This window comes from Siccirubricoccus deserti, assembly GCF_014283215.1.
Taxonomy (GTDB): domain Bacteria; phylum Pseudomonadota; class Alphaproteobacteria; order Acetobacterales; family Acetobacteraceae; genus Siccirubricoccus; species Siccirubricoccus deserti.
In genome coordinates this window covers 1-23,881 of record NZ_JACOMF010000021.1, presented here as the reverse complement: position 1 = coordinate 23,881, position 23,881 = coordinate 1, and the positions used below count along the sequence as shown (strand labels likewise).

The 23,881-nt window shown below is 69.5% G+C and carries 14 protein-coding genes and 1 pseudogene; 13 read left to right on the top strand and 2 right to left on the bottom strand.

Annotated elements, in window-relative coordinates; all coding sequences use genetic code 11:
• Genes nirD through H7965_RS16790 form a run of 4 tightly spaced genes read left to right on the top strand, consistent with a single transcriptional unit; the run spans position 1 to position 5,410 of the window.
• A complete protein-coding gene (gene nirD / locus H7965_RS16805; RefSeq protein ID WP_222440662.1) occupies positions 1–345 on the top strand; it encodes a nitrite reductase small subunit NirD in 345 nt (114 codons plus the stop codon).
• Positions 342–2,999 carry a nitrate reductase gene (locus tag H7965_RS16800; protein WP_186771747.1) on the top strand — a complete coding sequence of 886 codons (2,658 nt, stop codon included), beginning with the start codon at positions 342–344 and terminating at the stop codon, positions 2,997–2,999. Before nirD ends, H7965_RS16800 begins: the two co-directional genes overlap by 4 nt.
• The gene (gene cysG, locus H7965_RS16795; RefSeq protein ID WP_186771746.1) at positions 2,968–4,416 is read left to right on the top strand and encodes a siroheme synthase CysG; all 1,449 of its coding nucleotides are present in this window, start codon (positions 2,968–2,970) and stop codon (positions 4,414–4,416) included. The genes H7965_RS16800 and cysG overlap by 32 nt, the downstream gene beginning before the upstream one ends.
• Positions 4,406–5,410 carry a glycosyl transferase family protein gene (locus H7965_RS16790; RefSeq protein ID WP_186771745.1) on the top strand — a complete coding sequence of 335 codons (1,005 nt, stop codon included), beginning with the start codon at positions 4,406–4,408 and terminating at the stop codon, positions 5,408–5,410. The genes cysG and H7965_RS16790 overlap by 11 nt, the downstream gene beginning before the upstream one ends.
• A gap of 209 nt (positions 5,411–5,619) precedes the next feature.
• Here H7965_RS16790 and H7965_RS16785 read toward each other — a convergent pair whose 3' ends face one another.
• The gene (locus H7965_RS16785; RefSeq protein WP_186771744.1) at positions 5,620–5,922 is read right to left on the bottom strand and encodes a hypothetical protein; all 303 of its coding nucleotides are present in this window, start codon (positions 5,920–5,922) and stop codon (positions 5,620–5,622) included.
• Between the two features lie 200 nt (positions 5,923–6,122).
• Here H7965_RS16785 and H7965_RS16780 point away from each other — a divergent pair, with 200 nt between their 5' ends.
• The 9 genes and pseudogenes from H7965_RS16780 (at position 6,123) to uvrC (ending at position 22,843) form a co-directional block, all read left to right on the top strand.
• Positions 6,123–6,344, top strand: coding sequence for a hypothetical protein (locus H7965_RS16780; RefSeq protein ID WP_186771743.1), 222 nt, complete (start codon positions 6,123–6,125; stop codon positions 6,342–6,344).
• A gap of 236 nt (positions 6,345–6,580) precedes the next feature.
• Positions 6,581–8,980, top strand: a pseudogene (locus tag H7965_RS30985) (CheR family methyltransferase); the annotation flags it as partial.
• 197 nt (positions 8,981–9,177) lie between these two features.
• Positions 9,178–10,977 carry a sensor histidine kinase gene (locus tag H7965_RS16760; protein ID WP_186771742.1) on the top strand — a complete coding sequence of 600 codons (1,800 nt, stop codon included), beginning with the start codon at positions 9,178–9,180 and terminating at the stop codon, positions 10,975–10,977.
• A gap of 517 nt (positions 10,978–11,494) precedes the next feature.
• Positions 11,495–16,942 carry an SdiA-regulated domain-containing protein gene (locus H7965_RS16755; protein WP_186771741.1) on the top strand — a complete coding sequence of 1,816 codons (5,448 nt, stop codon included), beginning with the start codon at positions 11,495–11,497 and terminating at the stop codon, positions 16,940–16,942.
• The gene (locus tag H7965_RS16750) at positions 16,942–18,228 is read left to right on the top strand and encodes a glycosyltransferase family 9 protein (protein WP_186771740.1); all 1,287 of its coding nucleotides are present in this window, start codon (positions 16,942–16,944) and stop codon (positions 18,226–18,228) included. The genes H7965_RS16755 and H7965_RS16750 overlap by 1 nt, the downstream gene beginning before the upstream one ends.
• Positions 18,225–19,022 carry an FkbM family methyltransferase gene (locus H7965_RS16745; RefSeq protein WP_186771739.1) on the top strand — a complete coding sequence of 266 codons (798 nt, stop codon included), beginning with the start codon at positions 18,225–18,227 and terminating at the stop codon, positions 19,020–19,022. The genes H7965_RS16750 and H7965_RS16745 overlap by 4 nt, the downstream gene beginning before the upstream one ends.
• Before the next feature lie 474 nt (positions 19,023–19,496).
• The gene (locus H7965_RS16740) at positions 19,497–20,279 is read left to right on the top strand and encodes an SDR family oxidoreductase (protein WP_186771738.1); all 783 of its coding nucleotides are present in this window, start codon (positions 19,497–19,499) and stop codon (positions 20,277–20,279) included.
• Entirely contained in the window at positions 20,276–20,668 is a 393-nt protein-coding gene (folB, locus tag H7965_RS16735) for a dihydroneopterin aldolase (RefSeq protein WP_229682666.1), read from the top strand. Before H7965_RS16740 ends, folB begins: the two co-directional genes overlap by 4 nt.
• Positions 20,669–20,953: 285 nt before the next feature.
• Positions 20,954–22,843, top strand: coding sequence for an excinuclease ABC subunit UvrC (gene uvrC, locus H7965_RS16730; RefSeq protein WP_186771736.1), 1,890 nt, complete (start codon positions 20,954–20,956; stop codon positions 22,841–22,843).
• A gap of 250 nt (positions 22,844–23,093) precedes the next feature.
• On the opposite strand, the gene H7965_RS16725 is transcribed toward uvrC, so the two are convergent.
• The gene (locus tag H7965_RS16725; RefSeq protein WP_186771735.1) at positions 23,094–23,615 is read right to left on the bottom strand and encodes a hypothetical protein; all 522 of its coding nucleotides are present in this window, start codon (positions 23,613–23,615) and stop codon (positions 23,094–23,096) included.
• Positions 23,616–23,881: the final 266 nt, after the last annotated feature.

The following is a 23,881-nucleotide window of genomic DNA, read 5'->3' as shown; positions in this document are numbered from 1 at the left end:
ATGGATGGAAGCATCATGCGCACCGCGGGCTGGACCGAGGTGTGCCGCCTTGACGATATCCCGCGCCAGGGTGCGCGCGTCGTCGCCACCCCCAAGCATGGCCAGGTGGCGATCTTCCGTACGCTGGATGATACGGCCTTCGCGCTTGAGGACCGCTGCCCCCACAAGGGTGGCCCGCTGTCACAGGGCATCGTGCATGGCCATGCCGTCACCTGTCCGCTGCATAGCTGGGTCATAGACCTCGGCAGCGGCGAGGCGGCGGCGCCGGACAAGGGCTGCGCGCGGCGCATCCCGGTCCGCGTCGAGGACGGGATTGTGCTGCTTGCGTCGGGGGCGCAGCCTTGAACGGTACCGTCCGTACTACATGCCCCTATTGCGGGGTCGGTTGCGGCGTGCTCGCGCAGCCGGATGGTACGATCAAGGGCGACCCGGCGCATCCGGCCAATCGCGGACGGCTCTGCTCCAAGGGCAGCGCGCTGGCCGAGACGCTGGATGATTCCGAACGACTGCTGCACCCGGTGGTGGAGGGCACCCGTGCCTCCTGGGACGCGGCGCTCAATCTGGTGGCCATGCGCTTCCGGGAGACGATCGCGGCGCATGGCCCGGATTCCATCGCCTTCTATGTTTCCGGTCAATGCCTGACGGAGGATTACTACGTCGCTAACAAGCTGATGAAGGGCTTCATCGGCAGCGGCAACATCGACACCAATTCGCGCCTCTGCATGGCCTCCTCCGTTGCCGGCCATATCCGCGCCTTCGGCGCCGATGTGGTGCCGGGCGTCTACGAGGATCTGGAGGAGGCGGAGCTGGTCGTGTTGGTCGGCAGCAATCTTGCCTGGTGCCATCCCGTGCTGCATGCAAGGCTCCAGGCCGCTCGGAGCGCGCGGGGAACGCGGGTGGTCGTGGTGGATCCGCGTGGAACCGCCACCTCGGAGAGCGCCGACCTGCATCTTGCGATCGCGCCAGGCGCGGATGTCGCGCTGTTCGCCGGGCTGCTCGTGCACCTCGATGCCGCCGCGGCGATCGACCGTGCCTGGGTTGCCGCGCATGCCACAGGCCTGGACGAAGCGCTCTCCATGGCGCAGGAGACAGCGCCGGACCTCGCGCATGTCGCCAGCGTCACTGGCCTCTCGCCCGCCGAGATTGCGCGCTTCTACGAGTGGTTCGCGACCACGGAGCGGACTGTCACGGTGTACAGCCAGGGCGTGAACCAGTCCTCCGCCGGGACGGACAAGGTGAACGCCATCCTTAACTGCCACCTGGCGACGGGGCGTATTGGCCGCCCCGGCATGGGTCCGTTCTCCGTCACCGGCCAGCCCAATGCCATGGGGGGGCGGGAGGTGGGCGGCCTCGCCAACCAGCTTGCCGCGCACATGCGCTTCGACCGGCCCGGGGATCTCGACCGGGTGCGCCGGTTCTGGAACGCGCCGACCCTCGCGACGCACCCTGGTCTGAAGGCGGTGGAGCTGTTCGAGGCGGTGCGGGAGGGCCGTGTGAAGGCGCTCTGGATCATCGCCACCAACCCCGCCGACAGCATGCCCCAGGTGGCACGCGTGCGGCGGGCGCTCTCGACCTGCCCCTTTGTCGTCGTGTCCGACTGCTGGCCCACCGACACGACGGCGCTCGCGCATGTCGTGCTGCCGGCCGCGGGCTGGGGCGAGAAGGATGGAACGGTGACCAACTCCGAACGCCGGATCTCGCGCCAGCGTCGCTTTCGCGAGCCGCCGGGCGAGGCACGGCCGGATTGGTGGATGCTGGCGGAGGTCGCGCGCCGCATGGGCTTCGCCGACGCCTTTGCCTGGAACTCGCCCGCCGCCGTGTTCCGCGAGCACGCCACGCTCTCCGGCTTCGAGAATGGTGGCACGCGCAGCTTCGATATCAGTGCGCTCGCCGCATCGACCGATGCTGAGTACGAGGCGCTGGAGTCGGTGCGCTGGCCACGACCCGCTGGCGCCGCCGGAGGTGACCGCCTGTTCGCCCACGGCAACTTTCCCACGGCGGACGGTCGCGCGCGCTTCGTGCCCACGCGCTGGCGCCCACCGGCCAGGCTGCCGGATGCCACGTTTCCGATGCTGCTGAACACCGGCCGCATGCGCGACCAGTGGCACACCATGACGCGCACAGGCCGCGTGCCGCGCCTCATGACGCATGTCGGCGCCCCCACCGCTGCATTCTCGCCGCAGGATGCGGTGCGCCTCGATGTGGCGGAGGGCGCCCTGGTTCGCCTGCGGAGCCCGCATGGCGAAGCGGTGCTGCGCGCCGCCATCACACCGGCCCAGCGACCGGGCGAGGTCTTCGTGCCCATGCACTGGACCGATACCTTCGCCGGGTCCGGCCCCGTCGGGCGGCTGGTCAGCGCCGCCACTGATCCGATCTCCGGCCAACCGGAGCTGAAGGCGACGCCAGTGCGGGCGGAGCCGGTGCGCCTCCAGTGGCGTGGCCTGCTGCTGCACCGCCGCGCTGTCCGGCCGGAGGGTGTCCACTGGTCGCGCGTGCCCGTTGGCGCCGGCCATGTGCTGGAACTGGCCGGTCTGGAGCCATTGCCTCCTGGCGCGGGACTCGGGGAGCTCGCCGCCCGGCTGCTAGACGCGCCCAGGGGGGCCGAGTGGCTGGAGCTTGCCGATCCTGCCCGCCGCGCCTGGCGCTTCGCCACGCTGCTGGCCGGGCGCGTCGAATCCTGCCTGTTCATCGTGGCGGAGGACTCCAGCACCGGCCTGCCGCAGGGCGCCTCCCTCGCCGCGCTGCTCGAAGGCACGGTGGCCGAGGCGGCGCGGAGCGGTCTTCTCGCGGGACGGACGACCGCGGCCGCTGCGGACCGCACGATCTGCGCCTGCTTCGGTGTCGGCATCGCAACGCTTCGCGCTGCCATCCTGGGCCGTCGCCTGATGGACGCCGAGGCGATCGGTGCCGCCCTTGGCGCCGGCACGAACTGCGGCTCCTGCTTGCCCGAGATCAGGGAGATCCTGCGTGACACACGTGCCGATGCCACCGCAGCCTGACGCGGTACCTGCCCCCTTTCCTCTCTTCCTCGACCTCAGCGGAGCCACGGTGCTGGTGGTTGGCGGCAATGATGCGGCGGCCGCGAAATGTCGGCTGCTGCTGCCCTCTGGCGCCGCAGTCCGTGTGGTGGACCCTGCTCCGGGTCAGGCGGTCGAGGATCTCGCTGCCGAGGAGCGGATCACGCTGCTACGCCGCGCCTTCATGCCCGCGGATCTGCAGGCTGCGCGGCTGTGCTATGTGGCGCTCGAAAGCGCGGAGGAAGCCGCCTGGGTCGTGGCCGAGGCGCGGCGGCAAGGCGTGCTGGTGAATGCGGTGGACCGGCCGGCGCTCTGCGACTTCACCACCCCGGCCATGGTGCGGCGGGGGCCGGTGGCCGTCGCCATCGCCACGGCTGGCATCGCCCCCGCCCTGGCGCGCGATCTGCGCGCCCGTATCGAGGCCGCGGTGCCGCCGGCCTTCGGCACGCTTGCCGCCTTCTGCGCCCGTTGGCGCAGCCGCGTGGCGCGCGCCCTGCCTGACCGCGACCAGCGCCGGCACCTCTGGGACGCTGTGCTGGATGGCGACGAGGCTGCCGCGATTCTCGATCGTGGCTCGGTGGCGGCAGCCGACAGCGCCATGGCGACACGCCTTGCTCACGCCGGCACCGTCCCGAACCGCGGCCGCGCCAGCCTCGTGGGTGCCGGGCCAGGGGATCCCGAGCTGTTGACCTTGAAGGCGCTCCGCGTGCTGAACCGTGCTGATGTCGTGCTCTACGACAAGCTGGTGGACCCTCGCGTTCTCGACCTCGCCCGCCGCGACGCGCGGCGCATCGACGTCGGCAAGCGTTGCGGCCGGCACTCCATGAGCCAGGCCGCAATCAACGCCCTGCTGCTGCGGGAGGTTCAGGCCGGCGCGCATGTCGTCCGACTGAAGGGAGGCGACCCCTTCGTCTTTGGCCGAGGTGGAGAGGAGTTGGAAGCGTTGCGCGCGGCAGGCGCCGAGGTAGAGGTGGTGCCAGGCATCACTGCGGCCCTCGCCGCTGCCGCGCGGCTCGGCGTGCCGCTGACGCATCGTGGCATCGCGCGTAGCCTGCACCTGATCACCGCGCATGGCGCCGATCATGCCCTGCCGGCGCATGACTGGCGAGCGCTCGCCGCTTCCGGTGGGACGCTGGCCGTCTATATGGGCGCACGCAACCTGCCGGGCGTGGCCACTGCATTGCTCAAGGCGGGAATGCCGGCGGATACGCCCGCCATCGCAATTGAGAATGCAAGTCTTCCGACTGAGCGGCGCATCCCGGCCAATCTCTCGGAAATCGCCGACGCCGTTGCCGTGGCGGGGGTGGAAGGACCGACGCTGATGCTGATCGGCGCGGTCGTGGCACTTGCGGAAACTGCAGCGGTGCCAGCGCGTATCGTGCAGCGCCATGCAGCATAAACTGGAAACAGCCGAGGATGGTGCGGCGGAGCATCCGTTCGCCCCCTTCCTGCGCACGCTCGGCCGTGGTCCCGGCCGTTCGCGCGCGCTGACGCGCGAGGAGGCACTGGCGGCCCTTCGCATGGTGCTGCGTGGCGAAGCCGATCCGCATCAGGTCGGCGCCTTCCTCATGCTCCTGCGCTACCGCGGCGAGGACCCGGACGAAATCGCTGGCCTGGTCGAAGCGGCGCGCGAGGCGGCGGGCTGCGGTACGGCGCCAGGCGTGCCGGTGGAACTGGACTGGCCGTCCTACGGCGCTGGACGGACGCGAGGCGCGCCCTGGTTCCTGCTCGCTGCCCTCGCGCTGGGGCGCGCCGGCCATCGCGTGCTGATGCATGGCTCGAATGAATTCTCCTCCGGCATGCCGGTGACCGAAGCGCTGGCCCGGCTCGGCCTGCGCCCCGCCGACGACCGGGCCGACGCGGCGCGCATGCTGGAGACAGTGGGCTTCGCCTATCTGCCGCTCAGAGTGCTGAGCCCGGGGCTGGACCGGCTGCTCGGGCTCAGGGCTCTGCTTGGCTTGCGCTCGCCGGTCAACACCGTGGCGCGGCTGCTTGATCCCTTCGATGCGCGGGCCAGCGTGGATGGGGTCTTCCACCCCCCCTACATCGCGCTGCATCTCGCAGCCGCGGAGCGGCTGCGACGTCCGCGCCTGCTGGTGGTAAAGGGCGGCGGCGGCGAGGCGGAGCGGACCCCGCTGAAGCCGGTCACGGCGCATCTGTTCGACCATGCCCTGGGACACCGCGAAATCGTGCTGCCCGCAACCTCCCGCGAAGGATCGCGGTCCACGACGGACGACATCATAGCGGTCTGGCGTGGAGAGGCCGAGGGCGTGGCACTCGCCACCGTTCTGGCGACGTTGGCGCTCGCTCTGCTGGCCCTCGGCTCGGTTGCCACAGCCTCGGAGGCGGACGCACGCGCGGTGGAGATCTGGCGCCGGCGCGAGGCGATGTAGACGATCGGCACCTTCCAGCAAACCAGCACGAATTGCGGCTGCGTTAGAAGTGTGCGTGCTGGCCCATGCAGGGGGAAGCCTTGGCGGATGGCAACGTCGAAATCTCGGCGTGCTTTCCACGATGGCCAAGCCCTGACCCGAGTCTCAGGCAGCCCGGAAAATTCCGTTCCTCGGTTCCTACCGCCGCAAGCGTCTGGCCTTCCTTCCGACTATCCACATTTTGGCTGCATCAGCTCTGCTCCGCGCCTGATGTCCATGAGGCGGGACCAGCCGCACACATCGCGGTATTGCCGGGTGGGCGGTTGCGCGCGGGCGAGATAGCCGCCGAGGCAGGCGATTTTCGTGAAGTAGTGCAACAGCGTCTTCCCGGCAGGCATGGTGGGCCGGTCGTGCACTGCCCGGTCGACGATGGTCATCTTTGTCTTGATCAGGGCTGATTGGGGCGGCGCATCCGGCGCAATCCTGACGATCATCGTCGTCCAGAGGATGCGCCAGGAGAGGATGCGGCACACTGCGATTGGCTCGGTCAGTCGCTCCGCTGTCCGCAGCCGTGCCGCCTCCACTAGACGCTGCCCGACGAGGTCTACCGTGTCGCCTTCCGTAAGACGCTCTGCGACAGCGCCGAGATGCTGCAGGCTGCCCTCGATGCCTGGTGGCGATCTGCAATGAGCAGCGTACCCATCAGCGCCGCTGGTGCTTAGGCGACAGGCCGATGCGGACTTTCCTCGACAGCGCCGATCTCGCGCGCGAAAAATCAGAACCCGGCGAAGGCCGCATCGCTGAGCCAGTTGACGGTTTCGATCCGGTGGACACCCACCACGCCAGAGCGACCACCTGTCAGATCATTTTCGATAACTCTACAGTTGACATCAACGTCTCGGTCTCGCCCGGCGGCACGCGGGACGGACGCTTCCTGCCGCACCGGATCAGGTAGGTGGTGGAGCACCTGTTCGCCTGACGCGGCTGCTGCCGCCGCCTCAACATCGTGTACGACGGTCCGACATCTTTGCCGTGCACGTCCGGATTGCGATGATCTCCGGCATCGCTCACCGCCTCATGGCCCAAACCCAGGCGCAGCAAGGGTTTCAATCGCGTGCAGCTGCTAACCCTTGTGCCAGGGGCGCGCATGCCTGATACAGGAGCCGTATCATTCCCAGTAGGGAGAAGGGCGTGGAGGACGAGGTGGCCTGCGATGCGCAGCATCCGGGAGCGAACTCGCCCGACGGCACGCCGGAGGGAGGCCCCTTCGCGCCCTTCGTGGTTGCCATCAGCGCTTCGCCCGGTGCGCTTCCGGCCCTCCGCACATTCTTCGGCGCCCTGCCTGCCCGTTCCGGCCATTGCTTCCTGCTCACCCAGCATGCGGCCGCCGAGGAGGAATCCCTTCCGGTTGAAGCGCTGGCGCTCATCGCCGCCCGCCCGGTGGCACTGGCCGAGAACGGCGCTGCGGTTGAGCCCGACACGGTTCTCGTTTTCCCGCCTGGCATGCGGCCCGGCTTCCGCGCCGGCCGGCTGTGGTTGCGCCGTCCAACCCGGAGCAGCGGCCGGGCGAATCCCGTGGACCGGCTCTTCCTTGCGGTGGCCGAGGCCTTCGGCCCGCGAGCGGTCGGCGTGATCCTCGCGGGCACCGGCGGCGACGGGACAATGGGGCTGCAAGCAATAAGCGGCGCGGGCGGGCTCGCCATCGCCGAGGAGAGCGCCGCCGCCGCGCTGGTCGGCGGGATGCCGGAGGCCGCCGGGACCGGCTCGGGCTTCGCCGATTACGTCGCGACGCCGGAGGCGCTGGCCTCCGCGCTGGCCGAGCACGACCGCCACCGGCGCGCGCGGCTCGGCGGCGCGGGGGAGGCGGCGCGGGAGCGCGCCGCCGCGTTGGCCAGCCTGCCCGAGGTCTGCGCGCTGCTGCGCGACCGCACCGGCCACGACTTCCGCCACTACAAGGCGAGCACGCTGGTGCGGCGGCTGGAACGGCGCATGCGTGTGCTGCGCCTCAATACCATCGAGGCCTATCTGGAGCGGCTGCGGGCCGACGTGCAGGAACCCGGCACCCTGTTTCGCGAACTGCTGGTCGGCGTGACCGCCTACTTCCGGGATCCAGACGCCTTCCAGGTGCTGGCCGAGCTCGCCATCGCCCCGCTGCTCGCTCGCGGCAGGCCGGAGGAGCCGCTGCGAATCTGGATCGCGGGCTGCGCGACGGGCGAGGAAGCCTATTCGGTCGCGATCCTGGTGCGGGAGGCCATGGATGGCCTTGAGAAGCCGCCGCCGGTGCAGATCTTCGCCACCGACGTAAACGACCGCGCCCTTGCGGCGGCGCGGCGCGGCGTCTACCCGGCCTCGATCGCCGGCCAGGTCTCGCCCGAGCGCCTCGCCCGCTTCTTCACCCGCCGCGGCCGACAATGGCAGGTGGGCGAGGAGCTGCGCGCGACATGCCTCTTCTCGCCGCACAACGTCATCTCCGACCCTCCCTTCTCGCGGCTCGACCTCATCTGCTGCCGGAACCTGCTGATCTATCTCGGCACGCACCTGCAGAAGAAGCTGTTTCCCCTCTTTCACTACGCGCTGAAGCCCGACGGCTTCCTCTTCCTCGGCGCGTCCGAGACCCTGGCGGGGCATGCCGAGCTGTTCCGCCCCGTGGACGCCCGCCAGCGCCTGGCGCAGCGCAAGCCGACGCGCGGTTTGGCCCTGCCCGGGCGGCCGGAGCCGCGCCTGCCCGGCACGCCCGCCACCGCCTCCGGCCCGCGAGAAGGGGGGGTGGGCTCCCATGCCCCGTGGCGGGAGGCCGCGGGCGGCGTGCTGCCGTTGGCGGAGGCTGAGCTGGGCGCCGTCGCGCAGCGCATCCTGCTCGACGAATTCGCCCCCGCCTATGCCATCGTCACCGCCGAGGGGCACCTGGTCTTCCTTTCGGAGCGGGTGGACCGCTTCCTCCAGCCGCCGACCGGCAGCTTCACCAACAGCATCACGCGCATGGCGCGCCGGGGCCTCGGGATCGGGCTGCGCGCGGCCCTGTCCGATGCGGTGCGCACGCGGCGCACCGCGGTGCGCGACGGCCTCATGTTGCAGGGGCCGGAGGGGCTGGTGCCGGTGCGCCTGACCGCGCAGCCGATGCCCGAACTCGGCTACGGCGAAGGCCTCTATATGCTGGTCTTCCAGGAATCCTCGGCGCCGCTCGTCGCCGGGCGGGGTAGGGCGGGTCAGGGTGGTGCTCGCATGCCGGACGCCGAGGCGGTGATCGGCCAGTTGGAACAGGAGCTGGTCCGCACACGCGAGGATCTGGAACGCGCCGTGCAGGACCTGGAAGCCGCGAATGAGGAGCTGAAGGCGTCGAACGAGGAACTCCTCTCGATGAACGAGGAACTTCAGTCCTCGAACGAGGAGCTGGAGACCAGCAAGGAGGAGGTACAGGCCGCGAACGCGGCGCTGGCCGCGGCCAATGCGGATCTGGAGAACCTGCTGCATGCAACACGCATCGCCACCATCTTCCTGGACCGTGAGGGGCGGGTACGCGGCTTCACCCCGGCGGCGGCCGAGATCTATCCGGTCACCGTGCAGGATATCGGCCGGCCGCTGGCGCATCTGAGACACCGGCTGCGCGACCTGCCCCCCTGCCCGACCCGGCCGAGGTGCGCGCGGCGACCGGCAGCGGCACGCCCATCGAGCACGAGGCAGAGAGCGAGGACGGACACTGGTTCCTGCGCCGCGTGCTGCCCTATCGCGGCCCGGGCGACGGGGCGGACGGGTTGGTCGTCACCTTCCTCGACATCACAAGCCGGAAGATGGACGAACACGCGCTGCGTGAGGCCGAGAAGCGACTGCGCCTGTCTCAGGAGGCGGGTGGGATCGGCACCTGGGACTGGGAGATCGGGACGGAGCGCGTCCACTGGTCGGACCAGATCCCCCGGCTGCTCGGCCTGTGCCCCAGCACGCCCGCCTCCTACCGCACCTTCGTCGAGCGGGTCCATCCCGAAGACCGCATGGCGCTCGAGGCGGCGCTCGAGGCGGCGGCGGACGGCCGGACGCCGGATCTCCGGGCCGAGTTCCGCATCCTGCGCGGCGACGCCGGCGAGCTGCGCTGGATCGCGGCGCGGGGCGAGGTGGAGCGTGACAGCACGGGCCGGCCACTCCGCGTGCGAGGCGTGGAACTCGACGTGACCGAGCAACGCGCCGCCGAGGCGGCGCTGCGGGAGAGCGAGGCGCGCCTGCGCGACCTGTTGGCCACGCTCGACCTCGGCGCCTTCATGACGCGCGACCTCGATGGCAGGATCCGCTTCTGGTCGGCGGGCTCCGAGCAGCTTTACGGTTGGGGGGCGGCGGAGGCGGTGGGGCGGGACGCGCATGAGCTGCTCCGCACCGTCTTCCCGGTCCCGCGGACGGAGATCGCGGCGGCGCTGGAGCACGACGGCGAATGGACCGGCGACCTCCGGCAATGGACCCGGGACGGAAGGGAGATCGTCGTCACCGCCCGCAAGGCGCTGCGGCGCGACCCGGGCGGCCGGCCGGTGGCCGTGCTGGAGTCCCTCACCGACGTGACCGCGCAGCGCCGGGCCGAGGCGGCGCTGGTCGGGAGCGAGGCGCGGCTCCGCGCTGCGGTCGAAGGCTCGCCCTTCCCGATCATGCTGCACGCCGAGGACGGCGAGGTGCTGGCGCTCAGCCGGAGCTGGACGGAGCTGAGCGGCTTCGGGCCGGAGGAGATCCCGACCCTGTCAGCGTGGCTGCACCTCGCCTATCCCGATCGCCACCAGGAGATTGAGGCCCTTTTGGAGGAGGAGTTCGCTGTCGGGGAGGTGGCGCGGACCGGGGAGAAGACCATCCGCACCAAATTGGGCGAGGCGCGTATCTGGGATGTCCAGGCCGTGCCCCTCGGCCGGCTGCCGGACGGCCGTCGGCTGCGGATGAGCGCGGCCGCCGACGTGACCGAGCGCAAGCACACCGAGGAGCAACGGCTGCTGTTAGCGCGCGAGGTGGACCACCGGGCGAAGAACGCGCTCGCCGTGGTGCAGGCGTTGCTGCGGCTGACCCCGGTAAGGGAGGAGGAGACAAGGCGCTTCGCTGCCACTGTCGCCGACCGCGTTGCCGCCGTGGCCAGGGCGCATGGGTTGCTGTCGCGGAAGCGCTGGGTGGGGGCGGAGCTGCGCGCGCTCATCGAAGAGGAACTTGCTCCCTACGCCATGGACACGCCGGGCCGCGTGCGGCTCGCTGGTCCTCCGGTCCGCCTGACGGTGAATGCAGCGCTGTCGGTCTCGATGGTGCTGCATGAGCTGGCGACCAATGCCACCAAGCACGGTGCATTCTCGGCGCCCGGCGGGCAGGTGGATGTGGCCTGGGCGCGCGATCCCGTCGATGGCGAACTGCGGCTGGACTGGCGCGAGATCGGTGGCCCGCCGATAGCGGCCCCGCCGCCCTCCAGCGACCGCAACGGCGGCGGTTTCGGCTCGCGCCTGATCGCGCGAACGGTGCGCCAGCTAAGCGGCAGCATCGAATTCACCTGGGATCCGGTCGGCCTGCACTGCACGCTTCGCCTGCCAGCCGACCGCCTCGGTGCCGCCGCCATGGAAGATACCACCGACGCCGCGTAAGCGCCGTCCTCCATGCCGTTCGGCCATCTCGTCCCGGTCCGACCCGTTTCTGCTACCCCTGGGTTGGCTGGCCTAACCGGCTTCCTCGAGTCGAGCCTCCTGAGAGGATCGGCCTGGAAGGAGGAACTGGCGATAGCGAAGAGGCCGAGCCGCGAGGGGTTGAAGGTCCCGAACGTCAACACTCGCCTAACTCAGCCACCCGCCATCGGCTACCGAAGCGCGGCACGCAGGAGAGCGCAACGAACCAGCTGCGGGCGGCCCATCCGTTCCCTGCCGCCGGCGGTTCGCTGCACCAACGTCGCGGCAAGGCAGACGGCGTTACAAGGCGCTGGGCGGTCGAGCGCCGCCGAACCAACCCAATCGACTGAAGCACATCAATTCGCATCTTAACCAAATCATTATAATTCCGTCGCCCCGCAGCGAGGGATGGCCGTCCCGCGTGCCGGTAGAGCGAAGCCGTCCGTCACCTTCCAAGGCGGGCGGAACGCCTCACGGCAAGCCTGCGGGAGCTACCTAGATGTCCGGGACGAATATCGATCTCTCCACCTATATTCGCGTTGGCCGCTACGACCTGCCCGAGCCCACCCGGACCACCGCCCCGCCCAACAGCGTGCTGGCCCAGGAAGTCTCCGCCGTCACCTACAATCCCGATACCGACACGCTCTTCGTCGTCGGCGATGGTGGCACCTCCATCGTTCAGATCTCGAAAACCGGGCAACCCATCGATTCGATGACCCTGGCGACCGGCAGCAGCCCGCAGGGCACCGAATTCTATGATCCCGAGGGCCTGACCTATATCGGGAACGGGCAATTCGTGATGACCGAGGAGCGCGACAGGCGCGCCGTCGTCTTCACCTATGAAGCCGGCACCACCCTGGGCCGGGCGGATGCGAAGACGGTGACGCTCGGCACCAATGTCGGCAATGTCGGGCTGGAAGGCCTGACCTACGATCCGCTGACCAGCGGCTATATCTTCGTCAAGGAAGCCTCGCCCGCAGGCATCTTCCAGACCACGATCGATTTCGACGCCGGGACGGCGAGCAACGGTTCCGCCAGCACCGAGAACTCGGTCAACCTCTTTGATCCGGCGCTGCTCGGGCTCTCCGACATCGCCGATGTCTATGCCTTCTCGAACATCGCATCGCTGACCGGTACCGCCGAGGGCACCCACCTGCTGGTGCTGAGCCAGGAGAATGGCCGCATCGTCGAGGTGGACCGCGACGGCAACATCCTCAGCACGCTGAACATCGCGACCGATGCCGACAACCCCCTCGCCCTTGCCGACCAGCAGCATGAGGGGCTGACGATGGATGCTGACGGCAACCTTTATGTCGTCAGCGAGAATGGTGGCGGCGACTTCAACCACCCGCAGCTTTGGGTCTATGCGCCCTCCGCCACGCCGAACCAGGCGCCGACCGCCGTGGCACTGACCGGCGTCACGGCCTCGCTGGCCGAGAACACCAGCACCACGGCACGGGTGAAGGTGGCGAACGTCGTCGTTACCGACGACGGTCTCGGCACCAATACACTGTCGGTCAGCGGCGCCGATGCCGCGATCTTCGAGGCGGACAACACCGGCCTCTACATCAAGGCCGGCACCGTGCTCGACTTCGAGGCGCAGTCGAGCTTCTCGGTAACTGTCGCCGTTGACGACGCAAGCCTGGGCACGACGCCGGACGCGACGACGACCTATACCCTGACACTGACCGATGTGGTGAACGAGGCCGCGCCGGCCAGCCTCTTCATCTCCGAGGTCGCGCCCTGGTCGAGCGGCAACAGCCCGGTCGGCGCCGATTGGTTCGAGGTGACGAATGCCGGCTCCTCCGCGGTCGACATCACCGGCTGGCGGATGGATGACAGCTCCGACGTCTTCGCCCAGGCGGTCTCTCTCAGTGGCATCACCAGCATCGCGGCCGGCGAATCGGTGATCTTCATCGAGACCAGCAATCTTGCCGCGGCGCAGGCCCAGTTCATCGCAACTTGGTTCGGCGGCACCGCGCCGGCCGGGCTGCAGATCGGCGCCTACAGCGGCGGCGGCGTCGGGCTCAGCACCGGCGGGGATGCGGTGAACCTCTACAACGCCAGCGGCGAGAAGCAGGCGGGCGTGAGCTTCGGCGCCTCCCCCGCCGACAGCCCCTTCGCCAGCTTCAACAACGCGGCCGGGCTGAACAACGCTGAGATCACGCAGATGAGCGCGGTGCGTACCAACGGCGCCTTCGCCGCGGCGGAGGACGCATCCGAGATCGGCTCCCCCGGCACGGTCGGCCGGGTCTTCGTCTCCGAAGTGGCGCCCTGGTCCAGCGGCGACAGCCCCATCGGCGCCGACTGGTTCGAGGTGACGAACGGCACGGCCTCCACCCTCGACATCACCGGCTGGAAGATGGATGACAGCTCCGGCTCGCCAGCGGCGGCGGTGGCGCTCAACGGCATCACCACCATTGCTCCCGGCGAATCGGTGATCTTCATCGAGACTGCCGACCTTGAGGCGGCGAAGGCGGCCTTCCTGACCACCTGGTTCGGCGGCAACCCACCGGCCAATTTGCAGATCGGCAGCTACAGCGGCGGCGGCGTCGGCCTCAGCACTGGCGGCGATGCGGTCCACCTCTATGACGCCGGCAACGTGCTGCGGGCGAGTGTGACATTCGGCGCCTCCCCCAGCGGCCCCTTCGCCACCTTTGACAATGCCGCGGGGCTGAACGGCGCCACCATCACCCAGCTCGCCGCGGCGGGCACCGACGGCGCCTTCGTCGCGGCGGGCGATGCGACGGAGACCGGCTCGCCCGGCGCGATCGTGGCGGGGAACGAGGCGCCGACGACCCCGGCCTATACCCTACAGATCCTGCATGCCTCGGATTTCGAGGCGGGGGTGGAGGCGGTGAACCGGGCGCCGCAATTCGCCGCCATCATCGACAAGCTGGAGGACCAGGTCGCCAACAGCATCACCCTGGCCTCGGGCGACAACTACATTCCCTCGCCCTTCCTCAATGCCCAGGGTGATCCGGCGATGAACGCGGTGCTGCGGGAATTCTATGCCCAGCTCCTCGACGTGCCGGTCGAGACGCTCTCCGGCCTCACCTCCGATCTCGGCCGCGTCGACATCGCCATCATGAATGCGTTCGGCGTGCAGGCGAGCGTCCTAGGCAACCACGAGTTCGACCTCGGCACCCGCACCATCCTCAACGCCATCGACATGGTACGGTCGGGCAATGCCGCGACCTCGATCGGGGCGCTGTTCCCCTACCTCTCGGCCAATCTGGATTTCTCCGGCGATGCCGACCTCGCGCCGCTGTTCACCGCGGCGCTGCGCGACGCGGCGAGCTATGCGACGACGGCGGCCGACCTGGACCCGGCGAACATCGCGGCCGAGGCGGCGGACCAGCAGATCGCGCCCTGGACCACGATCCAGGAGGGCGGCGAGACCATTGGCGTGCTCGGCCTCACCACCCAGGTGCTGGCCAGCATCTCCTCCGTCACCGGGGTTCGGGTGCTGGACCCGGCCGGCGATGGCGGCGTGAACAATACCGATGAGCTGGCGCAGATCCTGCAGCCCTATGTGGATCAGATGACGGCGCAAGGGATCAACAAGATCATCCTGTTGAGCCATCTGCAGCAATATGGGCTGGAACTGGAGTTGGCGACCAAGCTTTCGGGCGTGGACATCGTCATCGCCGGCGGCAGCCATTCCGTCTTCGCGGATGAGACCGACAGGCTGACGGAGGGGGTGACTGCTGGCGAAACCTATCCGGTGATCCGCACCGGCGCGGACGGCAAGCCGGTCGCGATCGTCAATACCGGCGGCGAGTATTACAATGTTGGCCGCCTGGTGATTGGTTTCGACGAAGATGGCGTGATCCTGCCCGACAGCGTGGATCCAGCGGTGTCCGGCGCCTATGTGGCGGATGACGCGACCGTCGATTCGCTCTATGGCGAGGGCGAAGACCCCTATGCGGAAGGCACGCGCGGCGGCCAGGTGAAGCAGCTCACCGACGCCGTCGACGCAATCATCGACGCCAAAACTGCCGTCGTTGCCGGCTACACCGACGTCTATCTGCAGGGCCAGCGGGGTTTCACCCGCACGCAGGAGACGAATTTCGGCAACCTTACGGCCGATGCCAACCTCGCCTACGCCAGGTCGGTGGATGCGGCGACGGTCATCAGCATCAAGAATGGCGGCGGCATCCGCGAGGGCGTCGGCACCGTCGGCGCGGGCGAGATCCCGAGCTACGAGGCGCCGGAGGGAGGCCGCGTCACCCAGCTCGACATCGAGAACGCGCTGCGCTTCAACAATGGCCTCTCGCTGATCACGGTGACCGCGCAGGGGCTGCTCGACGTGCTCGAGAACGCGGTGCGCGGCGTGGCACCGGGTGCGACGCCGGGCAGTTTCCCGCAGGTTTCCGGCCTGAAATTCAGCTTCGACCCCAGCCGCCCTGCCGGGGACCGGGTGCTGAGCCTTGCCGTCGTGGATGACGAGGGCAATGTCATCGACGTGGTGGCGCAGGATGGTGCGGTGGTCGGCAATCTCGACCGCAGCTTCCGGCTGGTGACGCTGAACTTCCTGGCCGATGGCGGCGACGGATATCTCGGCACCAGCGGCGGCGCCGTGGTCACCCCGACCGACCGCGTGGACCTGTTCAACCCGGCCGATCCCAGCAGCTACACAACGGAAGGACGCGAGCAGAAGGCGCTTGCCGACTACCTGGCGGAGCATTACGGCACGCCGGAGACCGCCTACGGGGCAGCCGAGACGGCGCCGGAGCTCGATAGCCGCGTGCAGAACCTCTCGGCTCGCGCCGAGGACGTGCTGCCGGAGAGCTTCGCCTTCAACGGCACGGCGGACGCAGACAGCATGGCCGGCAGCGCCGGCGACGACCTGCTGAACGGTTTGGCCGGCAACGACACCATCGCCTCCGGCGCCGGCAATGACAGCATCGATGGCGGGGCGGGGCTCGATATCGCCATCATCGACGCGGTGCGGTCGGCGGCGACGGTGGTGAAGACCGGCTTCGACACCTGGACGGTGACGACCGTGGGCGGCACCGACACGGTGACGGGTGTGGAGCGGCTGCACTTCACCGATGGCGACCGTTCGCTGCTGCCGCTGGCGGATGATTTCCTCGGGACCCTTACCTCCAGCCCGCTTTTCCAGCATGCCGGTGGTACTGTGGCCTTCTGGACGGTGGCGGACGGCCTGGTCACTGCGTCCACCGGCCTCGGCGCCAGCGCCGCCGGCTGGTCGGCAGTGGCTGCCGGCGACCTGACCGGCGACGGCATCGCCGATGTGGTGTTCCAGAGCGGGGCCGGGGACATCACGCTCTGGGCGACCAGCCAGGGCGCGGTCACGGCCACGCAGGGCATCGGCATGCTGGGCGCCGGGGAAAGCTTCGCCGGCCTCGGCGACATCAATGGCGACGGCACGCAGGACATCCTGGTGCGCGGCGCCGATGATCGGATCTTGGCCTGGATGGTGTCGAACGGTGCGGTCACCGGCGTGACGACCGTGGGTGCCACGGACGCCGCCTGGACCCTTGCCGGCACCGCGGATGTGAACAGCGACGGCACGGACGACCTCATCTTCACCAGCACGGGCGGCGATGTTGCCGTCTGGCTGGTGCAGAACGGCGTCGCCATCGCCGGGCCCGGCATCGGCAAGCTGGCCGCGGGCTGGAGCTTCGGCGCGGTTGCGGATGTGGATGGCGACGGCCATCAGGATCTGGTGTTCAGCCATACGGACGGCGCGGTCGCCGCCTGGCGGCTGGACGGCAACGGGGCGGTGGCCTCGGCCGGCTCGGTGGGCAATCTTGCGGCGGGCTGGAGCCTTGTCGGCAGCGGCCACTACACCGGCGACGGCGTGGCCGACCTGCTCTTCGCCCACGGCGATAGCTACGCCTTCTGGGAAGTGCAGGACGGCGTCGCGGTGGCGGGCACCAGCCTTGGCACCACGGCGGCCGATTGGACCCTCGTCTGATGTCGGCATCCAGGGGTGCCCTGGGCGGCGGGGGCCTCACGCCCCCGCCAGCCGGGGCCATCCTGCCGCGGTTCCGCCACGCGGCGGCGCTGCTGCAGGCCACCTGGCGGCAGCACGGGCTGGCGGCGGCGGCGGCCTACGGATTCAGCACCGCGCTCCGCAAGGGGGCGCTGCTGCTGCGCCAGGTCGGCGCCCGCACGCGGGAGCAGAAGCTGCGGCAGGCGCTGCGCGCGGAGCGACAGGCGATCCCGGGCGGCCTGCCGCGCATCGCCGTCGCCATCACCGGTGGAATTGGTGACATCCTCGTCATCGGGCGCTTCCTGCGCGACCTGGAAGCCCATCTCGGCGGCGCGGATTTCGACATCTTCTGCCCGCGCCCGGCGCTCGCCGCCTGGGCACTGGGCGGCCTGCCGGGCCTCAGGCAGGCGCATTACGACATCCTGTTCGACGGCCTGCGGCACGAATACGACGTGGCGTTGCGCGCCAACCAGATGGTCGTTCTCTATCAGGAAGACCTGCGCTGGCAGACGGCGCGGGACAGCCCGGCCCTGGCGGAGGTGGCGGCCGCGCTGATCCGCAGCCGCCCATTAATCGACCCCTTCGTCGCGCAGCACCCCTGGCATGACAATTTCCTGGCGCAGAAGGCGGTATTCGGCGGCCGCAGCCGGCGGGACTTCCTGCACCACCTTGCCGGGCTGGAATATCGCGGGGACCGGATGGCGGTGCCGCAGGATGCGATGGCACTGTCCCGCTTCGGCCTGCGCCCGGGCGGCTACGTCACCGTGCACAATGGCTTCGACACGGAGTTCATCATCGCCGGCCGCCGGGCCACGAAATGCTACCCGCATTTCGACGCCGTGGTGGCGGAGCTGAAGGCAGCGCGGCCCGACCTCGCCGTCATCCAGCTCGGCACCGCCACCAGCACGCCCATCCCCTCCTGCGATCAGGTGCTGATCGGCCGCACCAGCATGCCGGAGGTGGCGGCGATCCTCGGCAACAGCCTGTTTCACCTCGACAATGAAGGTGGGCTGGTGCATCTGGCAGCTTCGCTCGGCACGCGGTCGGCCGTGGTGTTCGGCCCGACGCCGGTGGATTATTTCGGTTATCCGCAGAACCTCAATATCGCGCCGCCGATCTGCGGCGGCTGCTGGTGGATGACGCGGACCTGGATGGATAGCTGCGCCAAGGGCTACGGCACCGCGCTGTGCGTGCAGCACCAGACACCCGAGACAGTGGCCGGGCAGGTCCTGGCGGCGCTGACGCCGGCGGCGGAGGTGGTGGCGTGAGCCGCCCCGAGGCCGCGCTGGCGGAGATGCTGGAGGCGATGATCGAACAGCGGCTTGGCGGGCCGCTGCGGCGCATCCTGGCGAAGCTGGATGGCCCGGCCGAAAGCCAGCTCGGCCTGGGCCCGTGGGGTTATCGCGGCCATCCGGACCAGCCCTTCGGGCCGCTGAGCTACGCCCAGTTCGGCGAGGATCTGATCCTGCTGAACCTGTTCCGACAGCTCGGGGTGGACCGGCCGAGCTACCTCGATATCGGAGCGCATCACCCGGTCCATTGCAGCAACACCGCGCTGCTCTACGCGCAGGGCGGCCGCGGCGTTTGCGTGGAGGCGAACCCGAACCTCATCCCTGCCTTCGCCGAGCTGCGGCCGGAGGATGTGACGGTGAATATCGGCGTCGGCCCGGCGGAAGGCGAGCTGCCCTTCTACATGATCGACGCCTGGTCGGGCCGGAACAGCTTCGACCGCGCGGCGGCCGAGGCCTTCGTCGCGGCGCATCCGGAATTCTCGATCCGCGAGGTGCGGCGCATTCCGGTGATCACACTGGACCAGGTGGTGGCGCGACATTGCGGCGGCGCCTGGCCGGACTTGCTCAGCATCGACATCGAAGGCCAGGATGTCGCGGTGCTCGCGGCCTCCGGCCTGCGGCGCGGTGCGGGGCCACGGGTCATCTGTGCGGAAGTCGTGAGCGGAGGAGACCAGGACGCCGGGTCCGACATGGCGGCGCTATTACAGGAGCGCGGCTATGTTGAGGCGATCCGCACGGTGGGGAATTCGCTGTTTGTGGAGCGGGCCTAGCAGACTGCCGAAACCTGTGCCTGGCGTCCCGTACCGCACCCGGTTCTATGGGCAACAGGTTGGCTTGTACCGGCCTCATGAAGCCCGGACCGATTGCAGGTATGAGTAGTCGCCAAGCGGCGTCGCCCAAGTGGGCTGAGCGCAACTGCCCCCCCTGCCCTGCCTGGGCGCACCAGCAGATCGCGCTCAAGGCGCTGCCCCCGAACCGCGCTGCGGCAGCGCGGCAGGACGCAACCGCAGCCATCTCACGAGCGGTGCGGAGATGGAAGCCGGCGTTGGCGGCATAGGTCGCCGCCATGGCGGATTGCCGCACTCGCTCGGAAGGCGGCGACGCGGCGGTGGGCGTCCTGACCCGCTGAGTGGGCGCGCGCACGCCACTGGCGGCGACCGTCCTGCACCGAATCATATCGGCGCACGCATCCGGCGGCGCCTGACGGTTTCCTGTCGGGCCCCACTGCTCTAAGACGCCGCCGCATGTCCCTGCCCATCTCCCCTGCCATCCCGCGCGCCGCGCTGGTCACCGGCGGCGCCAGGCGCCTTGGCCGCGCCATTGCACTCAGCCTGGCCGGGGCGGGCTTCGACATCGCCATCCACTACGGCAGCAGCGCCGAGGCCGCGGAGGCAACCGCCAAGGAGATCCGCGCGCTCGGCCGCCGCGCCGTGACCCTGCGCGCCGAGCTCGGGCGGGAAGCCGAGGTGGCGGCGTTGCTGCCGGCCGCTGGCGCGGCGCTCGGCCCGCTCGGCGTGCTGGTGAACAACGCCAGCACCTTCGAGCGCGATGAATGGAATGATGCCACCCGCGCCAGCTGGGATGCGCATATCGAGCCCAACCTGCGCGCGCCCTTCGTGCTGTCCCAGGCCTTCGCCCGGGCACTGCCACAGGATGCCGAAGGGCTGGTGCTGAATCTGCTGGACCAGCGGGTATGGTCGCTCACCCCGCATTTCATATCCTATACCGTCTCCAAGGCAGGCCTCTGGGCGCTGACGCAGACGCTGGCGCTGGCGCTGGCGCCGCGCATCCGGGTCAACGCCATCGGCCCCGGCCCGGCCATGCCCAGCCCGCGCCAGACCCCGGCGCAATTCGCGGCGCAATGCGCCAGCGTGCCGCTGCGGCATGGCACCAGCGCGGAGGAGGTGGCGGGTGCGGCGCTGGCGATCCTCGGCCTGCCGTCGATGACCGGGCAGATGCTGGCACTCGATGGCGGGCAGCACCTGCAATGGGCGCCGGCCGGCGGCGCGGGAGCCATGGCGGAATGAGCTTCGCCCCGGATGCCGCGCGGCGGGTGCGGCTGGTCTTCGTTCGAGGCCTGGCGCTGCAGGCACGGCTCGGCGTGCACCCGCATGAGAAGGCGGCGCCGCAGCGCGTCGTCATTCATGTGGAGTTGGCGGTGGAGGATGATGCGGCGCCGGACAGGGTGGGCGCCGACGACCTGCGCCGCGTGGTCAACTATGGTGAGGTCGTGCGGGCGGCACGGGCGGCCGTCGCCGAGGGGCATACCCTGCTGGTGGAAACTCTGGCGGAACGAATCGCCGTGGCGGGGCTCGGTGATCCCCGGGTGTTGCGCGCCCGCGTAACGGTGGAAAAGCCGGATGCCTACCCTGATGTTGACGCAGTCGGAGTCACGATCGAACGGCAGCGTGGCTGAAACAGTTCTGTCACATCATTTGTCCACTGCAATCACATTTTCGTGATAACCAAGATACGGGCCGCGGATGAAGTTGCTGTTGACTTCGCCGGAAGCGCCATTCCGAAAATAAATCTTTCCATATCAGCGACTTAAGAAATTGCGTCATTTTTGTGCATTCCTTGGCAAGTGGCCGTCGGCAGCGGGATTCGACAGCTTCGCGGAACTGCATCCACAGAGTTGTCCACAGCTTTCGTGGAGAACCCACGCTTGCGGCGGACGAACCGCCCCCCCTAATCCCAGGCCATGAGCCTAGCCGACGATGCCGTGCCTGAATCCCCGCCGGACAGCCCGGTGATGGAGGGCGTGCGGGTCATCGAGGCGGCGCTGGCCACCCTGCCCTTCTCGCCCGGCGTCTATCGGATGCTCGATGCCCGCGGCGATGCCCTTTACGTGGGCAAGGCGCGGGCGCTGAAGAAGCGGGTCGCTGCCTATACCCAGATCGGCCGGCTGCCTGAGCGGCTGCGCCGCATGGTGCATGAGACCCGCAGCCTGGAGGTCATCACCACCGCCAGCGAGGCCGAGGCGCTGCTGCTGGAAGCCAACCTCATCAAGAAGCTTCGGCCGCGCTTCAACATCGTCCTGCGTGACGACAAATCCTACCCCTGGCTGGTGCTGACCGAGGACCACCCCTATCCGCAGATCGCCAAGCACCGCGGCGAGCGGCGCAAGGGCGCCAGCTACTGGGGCCCCTTCGCCAGCGCCTGGGCGGTGAACCAGACGCTGACCGCATTGCAGCGGGTGTTCCTGTTGCGGAGCTGCCGCGACACGGTGTTCGACAGCCGCGACCGGCCCTGCCTGCTGTACCAGATCCGCCGCTGCTCCGCCCCCTGCGTCGACCGCATCAGCGCCGAGGACTACGCCGGGCTGGTGGAGCAGGCGAAGCAATTCCTCTCCGGCGAGACACCCACGATTCAGCGTGAACTGGCCAAGGAGATGGAGCAGGCGGCGGAGGCGCTGGAATTCGAGCGCGCCGCGGCGATCCGCGACCGGATCCGCGGCCTGACCCATGTACAGGGTCGCGACCGCATCAACCTGGACGGCGTCGGCGACGCCGATGTGGTGGCGTTGCACCAGCTGGCGGGACAGACCTGCGTGCAGGTGTTCTTCTTCCGCGGCGGCCGCAATTACGGCAACCGTCCCTTCTTCTTGGCCAAGGGCGAGCAGCCGGCGGAGGAGGTGATGGGCGCCTTCCTCGGCCAGCTCTACGACGACCTGCCGCCGCCGCCGCTGGTGCTGCTGAGCCACGCCCCGCCGGAGCAGGCGCTGATCGCCGAGGCGCTGAGCATCAAGGCCGGTCGCAAGGTGGAGCTGCACCGGCCGCAGCGCGGCGAGAAGCGGGCCGCGGTCGAGCATGCCGAGACCAACGCGCGCGAGGCGCTGGAGCGGAAACTGGCGGAGGGCACCGCGCAGGAGGCGCTGCTGCAGGGCGTCGCCCGCGTCTTTGACTTGTCGGCGACGCCGGAGCGGATCGAGGTCTACGACAACAGCCACATCCAGGGCACCAATGCCTATGGCGTGATGATCGCGGCCGGGCCGGGTGGCTTCCTCAAGCAGGCCTACCGGAAATTCTCCATCAAGGGCGAGATCAGGCCCGGAGACGACTTCGCCATGATGCGCGAGGTGTTCGAACGCCGCTTCGGCCGCGCCCTGAAGGAGGACCCGGAACGCGAGGGCGGTACCTGGCCCGACCTGGTGCTGATCGACGGCGGCCTCGGCCAGCTCAACGCGGCGCGCGAGGTCTTCGCCGAGATGGGCGTGCATGACGTGCCGCTGGTGGCGATCGCCAAGGGCCCGGACCGCGACGCCGGCCGCGAATGGTTTCACCGCGCCGGCGCCGCGCCCTTCCAGCTGCCGCCGCGCGACCCGGTGCTCTACTACCTGCAGCGGCTGCGCGACGAGGCGCACCGCTTCGCCATCACCACCCATCGCGCCGGTCGGTCGAAATCCCTGATCCGCAGCGAGCTGGACGACATCCCCGGGGTGGGCACGGCGCTGAAGCGGAAGCTGCTGAACCACTTCGGCAGCGTGCGCGGGGTGCGCAACGCGGCGCTGGAAGATCTGGCCAATGCGCCAGGGGTGGGGCCGACGGTGGCGCGAAAGATCCACGGGCATTTCCACCCGGGCGCCGGGTAGCCGGCGGCGCCAAACGCCATTCCCGCGTCAGACGGGCGCTTTCGCCGTGGGGCGCGCGGGGGCAGGCCGTCGCGGCGGTTCGCCCGGCGCCGCATCCTGCCGCCCCAACGTGACGCTCGGCGACGCCGCTATCCCGCCGGGACGGCGGGTATTGGAGGTGAGCGGCGCCGAGAGCGCCCGATGCGTCGCCATGAGGGCGACCAGGGTGGCAACGCCCAGCGAGCGATGGCATTCCATGCTGGCGTCCTTCCTAATGCAGCGAGGATGGCGGTGGCGTCCAGTCATCGGCCGGGCGGTCCGGCGGCGCCTCGGGCGCGGCGCGGTGCGGGAAATGCAGCCCGGCCCGGCGGAACAGCACCCCCAGGCCGGACAGCGGCCCGAGCGCGAAATCGGCGGCGGCGGCCGGCAGCAGGTCGACACCAAGCCGGCTGGCGGCCAGCGCCGTCTCGCCGCCCTGCGCCAGGCGGGCGGCATGCATCAGCCGCAGTTCATCGGCCGACAGGCAGGAGCAGCGCGGGGCGTGCACCTCGATCTGCCGCTGCGCCGTGCGGGCGATCACGCACATGAATTGGTCCAGGGAGGCGGCCGCGTCGGTGGGCCCGGCCATCGCCATCGTCTGGCGCAGGCGGGGCATCGGGTCGGCCCATTGCCTTATGTCCGCGACCCACCAGCGAAGCGCCAGCAGGAAGACGGATTCGGCGGGGTCCAGGGCGGTGGTCGCCGTCGGATAACCGCGCAGGATGCGCGGTGCGAATGGCAGGATTCGGCCCATGTGCATGCTCCGCTATGGCGGAGCCCTTTTAGAGTAATTGAGAATGCGTCGCAACTGCATTCATTAAGGGGAAGCTGCCGACCTGCTTCAGACCATCGAATGCTCTGTTGAAACCCTGGCTTGGCTGGGTACTTTGGGCGGCTATCTTGGGATGAGCGGTCCGGAGGTGGTCGATGCGGACGCTTTCGAAGTCGGCGCTGCGGGTGGCCGGTGAGGCGCTTGCGGTGGGGCGGACGGCACTGCCTGCCTATGGCAGCCACTACTCG

Bases quoted from the DNA above. Each gene is read 5' to 3' on its own strand.
- H7965_RS16790 (WP_186771745.1), top strand. From the start codon at position 4,406: ATGCAGCATAAACTGGAAACAGCCGAGGATGGTGCGGCGGAGCATCCG.
- H7965_RS16750 (WP_186771740.1), top strand. From the start codon at position 16,942: ATGTCGGCATCCAGGGGTGCCCTGGGCGGCGGGGGCCTCACGCCCCCG.
- H7965_RS16760 (WP_186771742.1), top strand. From the start codon at position 9,178: ATGGACGAACACGCGCTGCGTGAGGCCGAGAAGCGACTGCGCCTGTCT.
- uvrC (WP_186771736.1), top strand. From the start codon at position 20,954: ATGAGCCTAGCCGACGATGCCGTGCCTGAATCCCCGCCGGACAGCCCG.
- folB (WP_229682666.1), top strand. From the start codon at position 20,276: ATGAGCTTCGCCCCGGATGCCGCGCGGCGGGTGCGGCTGGTCTTCGTT.
- H7965_RS16755 (WP_186771741.1), top strand. From the start codon at position 11,495: ATGTCCGGGACGAATATCGATCTCTCCACCTATATTCGCGTTGGCCGC.
- H7965_RS16780 (WP_186771743.1), top strand. From the start codon at position 6,123: ATGCGGACTTTCCTCGACAGCGCCGATCTCGCGCGCGAAAAATCAGAA.
- nirD (WP_222440662.1), top strand. From the start codon at position 1: ATGGATGGAAGCATCATGCGCACCGCGGGCTGGACCGAGGTGTGCCGC.
- H7965_RS16740 (WP_186771738.1), top strand. From the start codon at position 19,497: ATGTCCCTGCCCATCTCCCCTGCCATCCCGCGCGCCGCGCTGGTCACC.
- H7965_RS16725 (WP_186771735.1), bottom strand. From the start codon at position 23,615: ATGGGCCGAATCCTGCCATTCGCACCGCGCATCCTGCGCGGTTATCCG.